A 12,712-nucleotide genomic window follows, 5' to 3' on the forward strand; every position below is an offset into this window, starting at 1 on the left:
AATTTAGATATTAAATTTCAATGTCATCCTAAAAAGTAACAGCGCTATCTTTCTGTTTATCATCACTAAACTATGCTTTGTATCATTTAGCCCCGCAAAAGTACCAGACAATAAAACCAATTCTGTGTCGCGCCTCACTTGCTGCTTTTTCCCCCACTCCTCAGAATATATTTTGCCGCATGCTGCGGATGACCTCATTTACTACGCCAGGGAGAAGTGATGAAAAAGATCTTTTTGTGCTGTGCCGCCGGAATGTCCACCAGCATGTTAGTCGAAAGAATGAAACAGTCCGCCGCCAGCCGAAATATTGAAGTAGAAATTACGGCGGTGCCGGTGTCTGAATTTGACCAAATCATCACGGACGCTGATGTCATTTTGCTTGGGCCACAGGTGAAATTCCAGTTACAGAGTATATCCAGCGCAGCCGCGCCACACGGCGTGCCGGTGGCAGCGATTGATATGATGCTGTACGGCTCAATGCAGGGCGATAAGGTGCTGGATCAGGCCCTGTCTTTATTAAAAAACGCACAATAAGGATGGGTCATGAAATACCGTTTTCCTGAGAATTTCTGGTGGGGTACAGCAACCAGCGCAACACAATCCGAAGGGCACCAGGCCGGAGATGGCAAAGGCGAAAATATTTGGGATTATGCCTCACATCATTTTAACGAACGCTTCTTGGGTGGCGTAACCGCGGACGATACCTCAACGTTTTACCAGAACTATCGGGAAGACATTCAACGCGCCAAAGATATTGGTCTGAATTCATTTCGAACCTCAATTTCCTGGTCACGCCTTATTCCTGATGGTGACGGGGAAATTAATCCTCAGGCAGTCGATTTTTATAACGCAGTGATTGATGAGCTAAATGCTCAGGGCATCGAGCCGTTTATTAATCTTTATCACTTCGATATGCCGATGGCGCTCCAGGAAAAAGGCGGTTTTGAAAACCGTGAAGTTGTAGATGCGTTTGCCCGCTACGCGCGAATTTGTTACGAGCATTTTGGCGACCGGGTGCGCTACTGGTTCACCTTTAACGAACCGCTAATTCCTGCTGAAGCAGGTTATTTGCATCCTCGCCATTACCCTTATGTGACCAGTTTCCGCCGTGCTGCGCAGGTGTTGCATCATATCGTTCTGGCCCATTGCAAAGCGGTTGCTGCCTGGCGTGAGCTGAATATTGCCGGGCAGATTGGCATCATTATGGATGTTATTCCGGTTTATCCACGCAGCGATACACCGGAGGACTTACACGCCGCAGAAATGGCCGATCTATTTTATACCCGCAGTATTAACGAGCCGATTTTGCTTGGACGCTACCCGGATGAACTGATCGCCATTTTGAAAGAGTACGATCAATTGCCGGTAATTCAGCCAGGTGATTGTGAGCTTATCGCCAACACGCGTATTGATTTACTGGGAATTAATTATTATCGCCCGCGCCGTGTTAAAGCGCGTGAAACCCTGCTCGAAGAACCGCACGGTTTTGTGCCAGAGCGATTTTTTGAAGAATACATTATGCCGGGGCGCAGGATGAATACCTCGCGCGGCATTGAGATTTATCCTGCGGCACTTTATGACATCGCGATGGTGGTGAAAGATCGCTACGGCAATTTGCCGTGGTTTGTCTCGGAAAACGGCATCGGTATTTCTGACGAAGAACAGTTCATGGTTAACGGCCAGGTGCAGGATGATTACCGCATTGAGTTTCTTCAGGAACACCTGAGTTATTTACATCAGGCCATTGCCGATGGCAGTAACTGCCTGGGTTATCACATGTGGACGTTTATCGACTGTTGGTCATGGCAAAACGCTTATAAAAATCGCTATGGTTTTTATCGTCTGGATTTAGAAACTCAGCAGCGTTCGCTTAAAAAATCGGGCCTGTGGTTTAAGGCTGTGATTGAAAATAACGGATTCGAGGGGGCGCAATAATGTCTTACTTTGAACAACTGGCTGAAAAAATGCTGCCGGTGGCAAATGCCATTGGCAACCAGCGGCATATGCAGGCAATCCGTAATGGGCTTATCTCAATTTTACCGCTGACTATTGTCGGGTCATTCTTCGTTATTTTGCTCAATATCCCGATAAAAGGTTATATGGATTTCATCGCGCCATATCGCGATATGCTGGATGTGCCGTTCCGTTTTACCGTGGGATTAATGTCGCTGTATGCTGCTTTTACTATCGGTTCGTTCCTCGGTAAAAGTTACAAGCTCAACGATATTACCAGCGGGCTGTTGGCGATGCTGGCGACATTGCTGATGATTGTGCCCGTCAACATCAAACAAGGCATTACCGTTGCCGGAGACGCGGTTTCCGGACGTTATATTCCCATTACTTCGCTAAGTTCTCAGGGGCTATTTGGCGCGATTATTTCCTCACTGATTGCTATTGAGATTTACCGTTTTATTAAAGTCAGAAATATTGAAATAAAAATGCCAGAGGGCGTGCCACCGGTGGTGGCTAGTTCGTTTTCCGCGTTATTTCCGACTCTGGCGGTAGTGTTGATCTTCTGGATCCCGCGTCACTTTTTGAATATCGATATTAACGCCATCATCAGTTACATCATCATGCCGCTCAAAGGGTTTATGACCGGTACGAACCTGTTCGGCGGCATTGTTACGCAGTTCTTTATCGATCTGTTCTGGGTATTCGGTATTCATGGCCATGCGGTGATGGGGCCATTGATTCGCCCGCTTTGGGATCAGGCGATTGTGCAGAATATGGAGATGTTCCAGGCGGGCACCAGCGCTTACGAACTGCCAAATATTTTCACCGAGCAGTTCTTCCAGTGGTATGCGCAGATGGGCGGTACGGGCTCGACACTGGCGCTGGTCGTGTTGTTTATCCGTTCTAAAGCGGCTTATTTGAAATCGTTGGGGAAACTGTCGTTTATTCCGGGGCTGTTTAACATCAACGAACCGATGATTTTCGGTGCACCAATAGTGATGAACCCGATTCTGGCTGTTCCCTTTATTCTTGCGCCGATGGCAAACACTGTAGTGGTGTATCTGTTTACCATCACCGGAATTATTCCACGCATGATGGTGAAACCACCGTTCACTATTCCTGCTCCGTTAGGGGCGTTGATCACCTCTAACTGGAATCTGGTTGCCTGTGGGCTGGTGTTCGTCTGCTTCTTTATTTCATTGGCTATCTACTATCCATTCTTCAAGGTTTACGAGAAGAAGATGCTGGAAACCGAGCAGCAACAGCGCGAAGAAGAAGAGAAGGCGAAACAGTTGGCGAATGCTTAAACCCTCCTGGCCCTCTCCTTTCCAGGAGAGGGCCAATTTGCTACTTAACCCGAACCTCATCCAAAATCCAATCATGAAACGCCTGAACTTCCGGGCGTTTCAATGAAGCACTTGAACAAACAACATAATAAGACCAGTTAATCGGCCAGCGGTTTTTTGGGAATAGCTGAACCAGACGGCCAATATCTAAATCCTGTTGCACCAGCGCCTTGCGTACTAACGCAACCCCTCGACCAGTGAGTACAGCCTGAATCACGGTAGCGGTCGAGTTAATGTGTTGGCGAGTCTGGTAAAGATTATCCAGCCCAATTTGCATCAACACATTCTCCCATGATGGGAAGTTGGCCCCAGGGTGTGGCGTATCATCCTGAATCAACTTTTGATAAGACAGCCAGGCGGCATTGGCATCGCCCTCAGCGGGAAGTAATGACGGGCTACAAATCATCACCACCTCTTCATCCATCATCCAGTCAGCGACCAGTCCAGGCCAGCTCCCAGGGCCGCAGCGGATACCAATATCGGCCTCACCATGTGTCAGATCGATAAGTCGGTCTGCGACATCAAGGCGCACATCTATCGTTTCATAACGTTCGGAAAAGCGGTTGAGCCGTGGCATTAGCCAGTTCATCACTAATACTTGCGACGCGGTGATCACCAACACTGAACGTGCTTTGCGGCCACGAAGTTTTTTTAACCCCATTTCGAGTTTATCCAGCCCGAGGGAAATATCGTCGAGCGCTTCCTGAGCTTCATGAATCAGCGTCAAACGCTCATTCCCGGAGCGGCTGCGGTTGAGTAAGGGATGTCCAACCCACTCTTCCAGTGCGCGCACCAACTGGCCCACGGCGGCAGGCGTGACGCCTAATTCATTTGCCGCACCGGTAAAACTACCGTGGCGCGCCGTAGCCTCGAAGGCTTGCAGCCATTTCAGTCTATTCAATGTTCGCATGTATACGCCTTTTCATTAGCAGGCAATTAGCGTAGCGCAGGAGAAGCTAGTGAGATAGTTTTTCTTTCTCGGTGCGTTATTTCTTATGGTTCGTGGATGCCGTACTAAGCTGGCATTCTTTGCTCATCGACAGGGAGACAAGCTTCTCCTTGTATCAACTAACATAGAAATTATTGTGGAGAGAATCATGAGCAACGTATTCGCAGGTAAAAAACTTTTGGTTGTTGGCGGCACAAGCGGCATGGGTCTGGAAACTGCACGTCTGGTGCTGGAACAGGGCGGTAGTGTGGTGTTGGTGGGTAATCGCCAGGAAAAAGCAGATGAAGCGCGTGCAGCACTTTCACCATTGGGTAAGGTCGACACCATCATTGCCAACCTGATAACCACTGAAGGTATGAAGCATGTGATGGCAACAGTAAATGCTGAGCATCAGGATATTGATCTGCTGGTTAACGCCGCTGGGGTCTTCTTCCCTAAAGCATTTACTGAACATGAAGAAGCCGATTACGACATGTATATGAACATTAACCGCGCGACGTTTTTTATCACCCGTGATGTTGTGAAAAACATGATTGCCGCAGGCATTCAGGGTTCTATCGTAAATATCGGTTCTATGTGGGCGCAACAAGCGATTGGTGCAACACCTTCTTCTGCTTACTCCATGGCAAAAGCAGGCTTGCATGCGCTGACCAGGAATATAGCTATTGAGCTGGGTGGTAACGGGATTCGCGTGAATGCAGTATCGCCAGCGGTAGTACAAACACCCATTTATGAAGGTTTTATTCCGAAAGACGAAGTTCACGGCGTAATGGACAGTTTCAATAGCTTCCACCCGATTGGCCGCGTAGGTACACCACGTGATGTCGCTGAAACTGTCGGGTTCCTGCTTTCCGATAAAGCGGGTTGGGTAACCGGCGCGTTGTGGGATGTGGATGGTGGTGTGATGGCTGGCCGTAACTAATCTTTAAGTACCGCCCTCATCCTCTCCCAATGGGAAGGGATGAGGGGATAATATTGAAATAATTAACACTTTTTATTTAAGAACCCGCCTGAGTAATTGAAATCCCATTCCTACACATGTAGTCAAAATATGATCAGTATCATCTATACCCTGATTAACCTATTTATTAAAAAGATAGACTAAATCAATAAAATTGGTTTTCTGTTCGTTGTTTACTCATGGTGTAAATATTTTAGAACACTTGGTCGGACAAGTTATAATTTAATCTAACTCAGAATTACCTCTAAACGTAATAATATTACCGGCCTCGCTATTCTTTACTACACCAGGATGTTTTAACGCAATGAACGCGATAATCGTTGACGACCACCCATTGGCGCGTATCGCCATTCGCAATTTGCTCGATACCAACGGTATTACGGTCACCACTGAGCTCGATAGCGGTGAGCATGCGGTACAAACCGTCGAGAAACTCAAGCCTGAACTATTAATTATCGATGTAGATATTCCCTGCATCAGTGGTATTGAAGTGCTGGAACAGCTACGTAAACGGCACTACGTTGGCATCATTATTATCATCTCAGCCAAGAATGAACTGTTCTACGGTAAACGCAGCGCTGAATGCGGTGCTAATGGCTTTGTTAGCAAAAAAGAGGGCATGAACAACATCCTCGCGGCTATTGAGGCGGCAAAAAATGGTTACAGCTATTTCCCATTCTCACTCGAGCGCTTCAGCGGTGCCGCGACGACAGAACAGGACAAGCTGGATACGTTATCTACCCAGGAAATGAAAGTATTACGCTATATCCTCAATGGCATTGATTACACAACCATTGCCAGCAAAATGAATATTAGTAATAAAACCGTCAGTACTTATAAAAGTCGCTTAATGGAAAAGTTAGATTGCTCCTCATTAATGGAACTTTATGAATATGCGCAAAGAAATAAAATAGGATAGTGATATGCGGTTTAGATTATATATTTATTTGGCAGTAATGTTTTTCTTGAGCGTTTTTTCGGCTTCTGGTGCCGCTCAGTTAATTGAGCTGAAAAGTAATTATCAACCAGCGGCACTGGATATTCGTTTAAGCGCCGATGAATCGCGCTGGCTGGCACATCATAATACTCTGACAGTCGGCACCTGGTTGCCTGAAGTTTCACCTATTGATTATAAAAGCGAGGGTAAACATTACCAGGGCGTCAATGCAGATTATCTTGCACTAATGCAAAAGAATCTGAACATTAAAATTGCTATCAAACAGTACGATAACGAACAAGAGGCGCTGGCGGCACTCTCACGAAATGAAGTCGATACGCTGTTGACTCAGCTATCCCAGCATAAAAGAGTGGGCAGTGACTTGCTGCGCACTTCGGCATTGATAAAGACCTGGCCGACGTTGGTTACCTCACTCAAAAACACTTTGCTACCGCTGACCACGCGTAAAGAGGTTACCCTGGCCTGCGTGAAAGATTGTGCGTTTCTGGATGTGGCTAAGGCGGCTTTTCCTAATGCAAAAATTACCTTTTACGATAGCGATTACCAGGCGATGTCGTCTGTTATGTCCGGGCAGAATCAATATTTCATTGGTAATAACGTCACGACTGCGAATTGTATCTCTAAATATTTTTCGCAATCACTGGTTATTACGCACTACTTTAACAAGCAGCAACAATACAATTATTTTGTCACCAGCCAGCATCAACCGCTGTTGCGAAATATCCTTGAGAGCTTTATTACCTCTATCAGCAATGAAACCCATATGCGGGTGATGCAGAATTGGTTAAATCGCGGCAATCTGGCTTATCTGAATAAGCCAATTCCCTTCAGCGATGAAGAGAAAAGCTGGCTTAAAAATCACCATGAAGTTCGGGTGTTGATTAACCCCAATTATCCCCCTTTTACGCTAGTCGATCATGACGGTGAGTTGCGCGGCATCATGGCGGATTTGCTCAATATCATCCAGTTGCAAACTGGGCTGGAATTTAAGCCGATTATCGTCAATTCCAACGGCGAAATGGCGCAAAAAATGGCGCAGGGGAACTGGGATATGATCCCCGCGGCCACCTTCAGTAATGAAGCACAGAAATTTGTCTCGTTTAGCGATCCGCTAATGAATGTCTCGTTCGTGATTGTCACCGCACATCGCGAAACGGCGGCCACATTGCAGGCAAGACCGATGCGTATCGCTCTGGCTGCGGGGCATATCCTGGCGCACGATTTAAAGCAGAGGTATCCGCAGGCAACCTGGGTTGAGACAGATAATGTTAGCGTGGCGATGAAAATGGTTGAGGAAGGCGAGGTGGATGCGGCGATCACCACCGAGCTTTCAGCACGCTACATGATTGATCATTACTACCCGCAAAATATGCATTACATGCGACTGCCCGGTACGCCCGTTGCGTCAATCAGCTTTGCGATGTCGCGCGATGAGCCGGAACTCAAATCCATTTTGAGTAAGGCGCTGCAAGCGATTCCTCCACGCGAAATTCTGCAAATGACGGAGAAGTGGTCGAAGATTTCCAGCGTGCAGATTGATACCTGGAGCCTTTACAGCAAACAGTTCTATCAGTTGGTTCTCTTCGCGCTGGTGCTTATCGCCATCAGCCTGGGCTGGGGGCTGTCGCTTTCCCGGGAAGTGCGTAAAAGAAAGCAATCGCAGCGGCAACTCGAAGAGCAACTGCATTTGAAAGAGGCACTGTCCCGCGAGCTGGAGGCTGAAAAAGATAAAGCGATTCAGGCCACTAAAGCAAAAAGTCGTTTCCTTGCAAGTATGAGCCATGAGTTACGTACACCCGTCAGTTCGATTGTGGGTTTTTTAGAATTGCTGTCGAGTTCGGATCTTAGCTCCAGCCAACGTAAAGAGGCGATAGCACTTGCCGGGGCGACGGCCCAATCGCTATTGGGGTTAATCGGTAAGATTCTTGATGTCGATAAAATTGAGTCAGGAAAATATCAAATTGCCCCACAGTGGACTGATTTAACTCAGCTTATCGACCTGCAATGTCACTCGTTTGATGCACTGGCGAAGCAAAAGGGCATTACGCTGCGCTGCATCAGCCATTTGGCAGCCGAAGATCGGGTACTGGTCGATCCGCAGGCTTTGCGGCAAATCCTCACCAATTTGGTCGGCAATGCGTTGAAGTTTACTGAACAGGGGCATATTCAGGTGTCTGCTCGCCTGATCCCCGAAATGGATAAACACGGCACGTTAGTGATTACGGTAAGTGATACCGGCTGTGGAATTAGCCCGGAAGAGCAGGAAACGTTATTCCACCGCTACGTTCAGGCGCGTCAGGGGCGTGAGCAAACGGGTTCTGGTCTGGGGTTGGTTATCTGTAAAGAGCTGGTCACGCTGATGGGCGGTACGCTTGAAATGAGCAGCCGCCAGTCGCTGGGTACCACTTTTACGATAACGCTTGCGGTTGAAACGGCTCAACAATCGCTAACGCCAACGCGCGATACGCCTGCGGCGTTGTCGCCATTGCCACGCTTATCGATTCTGATTGCGGACGATAACCCGACTAATCGCCTGCTACTCAAACGGCAGTTAAATACCATTGGTTTCAATGTTGATGAAGCTTGTGATGGCGAGGAGGCTGAAGCCAAAATCCTCAGCAAGCAGTACGACTTGTTGATAACGGATGTGAATATGCCGAAAAAAGATGGCCTCGAACTGGCGGCGTCGTTACGTCGTCAAAATCAGCGGCTGCAAATCTGGGGGCTTACTGCCAGTGCCTTGTCTCAGTCACGCGAACAGTGTCTGGAAAGTGGGATGAATCAATGTCTGTTTAAGCCGGTGTCGATTCAAACGCTGACCCATGAGCTCAGTAAACTGGATGTTGGCCGTTCAATGCCTTGTGTTACCCGGCATCTGAAACTCAGCATTTTGACCGAGAATACGGGGGGAGATCGGAAGTTGATGAATGAAATTCTGGAAACGTTCCGCGAAGCTTCGGCAAATGATTTGCAGGCAGCTGTGCATTCAATAGAAGAAGATGAGCCGCAAATGTTTTTGCATGCGCTACATCGTCTGCATGGCTCGGCTCAAATACTGGAAATCACAGCTTTACAGAAACTTTGTGAACCCTTTGAGTCACGCCGACATGATTCGCTACCGCTTGAGGAGCGACGGGAGGCATTAGAGGAAATTACTACGGTTATGCGAGAAATTGAGGTGGAGATAGAGAGCTTGATGAGCCACTGAGATTGAATGGTCGGGCAGTTATTGCCCGACCATTCCCCGCGCGCACTCTCAATACAAACGCAGATTAATTGCTAGCAGCAAACATTTCGCTATCAACCACGATACCGTCTTCAGCACCTTTCAGTACCAAATTCGCCTCGTAGTATTTGCCGTCTGCCAGCAGTTTTTGGGCCTGAGCAACCGCTTTACGGGTCTGGTTCAGTGGCATCAGATATTGATTTTCCATCACGCCAATTCCGGCCAGACGTAAGGTATCCATCGCACCTTTCTGGTCGCCTTTGGCCATTTTTTCATTAGCAGATTTGATGGCGCTCTCTTTTGCTGGGGTCGCAATGTAGTCTTCAGACAGCGCTACCGTTGCGTTAATGATCACGTATTGATCGTCGATCATTTTCGCTTTGGCGTCGGTTTTGACAAATTTCTTCCAGTCAGCGCTGTCATCTTTCAGCAAGGTTGCTGCGTCGTCGGTCAATTTCTTCGCGCTGGCAGGTTCACCGTGGAATAGCGCCAGGCGTGCAAACTGAATATCACGCATTGCATTGGCACCCTGAACCGCAACTTGCATGACATCAGCCGCTTCTTTTTGGATTTGTGCGGTTGCCGCTGCGGTCTGTGCTGGGGTTGCAGTTGCTGCTGCTAATACAGGTGCAGAACTCATCATAGTTGCCAACAGGCCTGCCAGAATTAATTTTTTCATTATCTTCTCCTTAATAAAATGGGTGTTCATCACCAAACGCCACCAGAATAAAAAATAAGTATCATAATGAAAATCAGAGCGCCGGATTAATAATGCAAGCACAGTCTTACATATGTCAGAAGAGACAGACAGATGTCAGACTCAGCGTATAAAAATGGCTCTTCACTCTTATTTACTCCGCAGTCACGTGGGGACTACCATTTCAATTATTGAAACTACGGCGGAGATAATATGTTCATCTTTAACCAATATAGAATGAAGGCGCTGAGTGAAGCCTCTCGTATTTATTATAAAAAACATGCTCTGGTCATGGCTGTTCTGCTACTTATATGTGGTGCCTGCTGTCTTATCTATCCATTTATGTCCGGACTGTATCTCAGTTATATAATTGGCATGATGTTTATGATTTGCGGCTTTTATACACTTTATAGCCTGGTTGTCTTTCGCCAGCAGCACTGGAAATCCAAATTTGTCAGCGTGATTTTCGCTCTCGCCTGGTTGTTGTTGGGTTACAGCTTCGTCGCCAATCCGATGGTTGGGATGAACTCTTTATCGATAATATTTTGCTGTCTGTTCATTATCGGTGGCGTTTCGCGCATCGTATCTGGCTTCACCATGCGCGGTCGTTCCGGGGCCATCTGGAACATTTTTATCGGTATTTTTGACTTGCTGATTGCCGCTATCTGGCTGGGCATGAACCCTGAGCAGTCTTATCTATTCACCACTGTTTTTATTGGTCTGGAGATGATCTTCAGTGCCGGGAGTTTTATCTCTTTACGTAAGAAGTTGGCGCTGGCGCAACCTAAACGGCTGGCGGTAAAAGATTCTAAATAACCACTGGAATAATTTATGAATATTAAAGCAAGTATCTCGATAATTATTGCCGCAGCGGCTCTTTCTACCACTTTTAATTCTGCTTTTGCTGCGCAACAGGAAACGACGCCACAAAATATGACCTGTCAGGAATTTATGGATATGAATCCGAAGTCCATGACGCCAATTGCCTTTTGGGTCGTCAATAGAAATACCGATTTTAAAGGTGGCGATTATGTTCACTGGCATGAGGTCGAAACCGTAGCGGTGCCGAAAATATTCAAGCAATGTCAAAAGACACCGCATGCCAAATTAGGTGAAATAACCCCAGCCCTAAAGTAACTGAATAATAAATTTATCTGATATGAAAAGGATTAATGATGACTATGCTCATTCAGCCCGCCGAAAATGAAAATGATGATGTTTATGCATCTGTAGAACTATCTACCTCACTGCCAAAAAATGTATTCCCGGTTCAAGAAAGCAATCCACGCAATGTTTTTCATGCCATTCATGACGAACTGATGCTCGATGGTAATTCTCGCCAGAATCTGGCGACCTTCTGCCAGACCTGGGTTGATGATGAGATTCGCCAGTTAATGGATCTCTCCATCGATAAGAACATGATTGATAAGGACGAGTACCCACAAACCGCTGAACTGGAACAGCGCTGTGTGAATATGCTCGCCGATCTTTGGCATTCCCCGGCTGCCACCGATACGCTCGGTTGCTCAACCATCGGTTCTTCGGAAGCCGCGATGCTTGGCGGCCTGGCGCTGAAATGGCGCTGGCGCAAACGCCGTGAGCTGGCCGGCAAATCCACCGATAAACCAAACATGGTGTGTGGCCCGGTACAAATCTGCTGGCACAAATTCGCCCGTTACTTTGATGTTGAGCTGCGCGAAGTGCCACTGGAAGGCGATCGCCTGATGATGACGGCTGAAGAAGCACTGAAATATGTTGATGAGAACACTATCGGTGTGGTGCCGACTTTAGGCATTACCTTTACCTGCCAGTACGAGCCGGTGAAAGAGATTCACGATGCTCTGGACGATCTGTTCGAGAAGACCGGGCTGGATATTCCAATGCACGTCGATGCCGCAAGCGGTGGTTTCCTTGCTCCGTTCTGTGCGCCGGAAATCGATTGGGACTTCCGTCTACCGCGTGTGAAATCTATCAATGCATCTGGCCACAAATTTGGTCTTGCACCGCTGGGTGCCGGTTGGGTGGTATGGCGTGAAAAACAGGACCTGCCAGAGGAGCTTATCTTTAACGTTAACTACCTCGGCGGCAATATGCCGACCTTTGCGCTGAACTTCTCGCGTCCTGGTGGGCAAATTGTCGCGCAGTACTACAACTTCTTGCGCCTGGGCCGCGAGGGTTATCGCAAAATTCACATGGCCTGTTACGAGACAGCGCAGTATCTGGCGCGAGAAATTGCCGCAATTGGTCCATTCGAGATAATTTTTGACGGCAGCCACCTGAACGGCATTCCGGCACTGACCTGGGCGCTGAAAGCTGACCATCAGAATGATGGATACACCTTATATGACCTGGCGGACCGCTTACGTAGCCGTGGCTGGCAGGTGCCTGCTTATTCCATGCCAACACATCGTGAAGACTTAGTGGTGCAGCGCATTTTGGTTCGTCACGGAATGAGCATCGACCTGGCTGAATTGCTGATTGCCGATCTGAAACGCACTCTTCAGGCATTGGAAAAAAATCCGGTTACACACTCGCTGACCGCCGAAGAAGCGGGTGGCTTCAACCACGCATAAGACACTTTCAGATTGCGGACAAAGGTTTTGTAGGGTGGATAAGCGATAG

The 12,712-nt window shown here is 47.6% G+C and carries 11 protein-coding genes; 9 read left to right on the plus strand and 2 right to left on the minus strand.

The annotated features are described in order from the left end of the window. Positions 1–219: 219 nt before the first annotated feature. The 3 genes from M979_RS19365 to M979_RS19375 are packed head-to-tail and all read left to right on the plus strand — an operon-like array spanning position 220 to position 3,260. Complete coding sequence (locus M979_RS19365) at positions 220–534, plus strand: PTS sugar transporter subunit IIB (RefSeq protein ID WP_034461072.1); 315 nt, start codon at positions 220–222, stop codon at positions 532–534. 9 nt (positions 535–543) lie between these two features. Then, on the plus strand, positions 544–1,935 hold the full coding sequence (locus tag M979_RS19370; RefSeq protein ID WP_064556091.1) for a glycoside hydrolase family 1 protein: 1,392 nt from the start codon (positions 544–546) through the stop codon (positions 1,933–1,935). Then, positions 1,935–3,260: a PTS sugar transporter subunit IIC gene (locus M979_RS19375; protein WP_064556092.1), complete on the plus strand. Its 1,326-nt coding sequence runs from the start codon at positions 1,935–1,937 to the stop codon at positions 3,258–3,260. The genes M979_RS19370 and M979_RS19375 overlap by 1 nt, the downstream gene beginning before the upstream one ends. A 40-nt stretch (positions 3,261–3,300) precedes the next feature. On the opposite strand, the gene M979_RS19380 is transcribed toward M979_RS19375, so the two are convergent. Continuing rightward, positions 3,301–4,209 (minus strand): LysR substrate-binding domain-containing protein, encoded by a 909-nt coding sequence (locus M979_RS19380; RefSeq protein ID WP_034461075.1) that lies wholly within the window; start codon positions 4,207–4,209, stop codon positions 3,301–3,303. A gap of 187 nt (positions 4,210–4,396) precedes the next feature. Between M979_RS19380 and M979_RS19385 the strand changes: the two genes are divergently transcribed. From M979_RS19385 to M979_RS19395, 3 genes are all read left to right on the plus strand, one after another. After that, positions 4,397–5,170: an SDR family NAD(P)-dependent oxidoreductase gene (locus tag M979_RS19385; RefSeq protein WP_064556093.1), complete on the plus strand. Its 774-nt coding sequence runs from the start codon at positions 4,397–4,399 to the stop codon at positions 5,168–5,170. Positions 5,171–5,513: 343 nt separating this feature from the next. Next, entirely contained in the window at positions 5,514–6,128 is a 615-nt protein-coding gene (gene evgA, locus M979_RS19390; RefSeq protein ID WP_064556094.1) for an acid-sensing system DNA-binding response regulator EvgA, read from the plus strand. Positions 6,129–6,132: 4 nt separating this feature from the next. Next, a complete protein-coding gene (locus M979_RS19395) occupies positions 6,133–9,375 on the plus strand; it encodes an ATP-binding protein (protein ID WP_064556095.1) in 3,243 nt (1,080 codons plus the stop codon). A gap of 64 nt (positions 9,376–9,439) precedes the next feature. On the opposite strand, the gene M979_RS19400 is transcribed toward M979_RS19395, so the two are convergent. Beyond that, positions 9,440–10,072 (minus strand): YfdX family protein, encoded by a 633-nt coding sequence (locus M979_RS19400; protein ID WP_064556096.1) that lies wholly within the window; start codon positions 10,070–10,072, stop codon positions 9,440–9,442. A 231-nt stretch (positions 10,073–10,303) separates the two neighbouring features. Between M979_RS19400 and M979_RS19405 the strand changes: the two genes are divergently transcribed. The 3 genes from M979_RS19405 to gad are packed head-to-tail and all read left to right on the plus strand — an operon-like array spanning position 10,304 to position 12,663. Next, positions 10,304–10,906, plus strand: coding sequence for an HdeD family acid-resistance protein (locus M979_RS19405; RefSeq protein WP_034461080.1), 603 nt, complete (start codon positions 10,304–10,306; stop codon positions 10,904–10,906). Between the two features lie 15 nt (positions 10,907–10,921). Next, positions 10,922–11,227: an acid-activated periplasmic chaperone HdeB gene (gene hdeB / locus M979_RS19410; protein WP_034461081.1), complete on the plus strand. Its 306-nt coding sequence runs from the start codon at positions 10,922–10,924 to the stop codon at positions 11,225–11,227. A 44-nt stretch (positions 11,228–11,271) separates the two neighbouring features. Then, positions 11,272–12,663: a glutamate decarboxylase gene (gene gad / locus M979_RS19415; RefSeq protein WP_157093275.1), complete on the plus strand. Its 1,392-nt coding sequence runs from the start codon at positions 11,272–11,274 to the stop codon at positions 12,661–12,663. Positions 12,664–12,712 lie beyond the last annotated feature (49 nt).

This window comes from Buttiauxella noackiae ATCC 51607 (genome assembly GCF_001654865.1).
GTDB lineage: Bacteria > Pseudomonadota > Gammaproteobacteria > Enterobacterales > Enterobacteriaceae > Buttiauxella > Buttiauxella noackiae.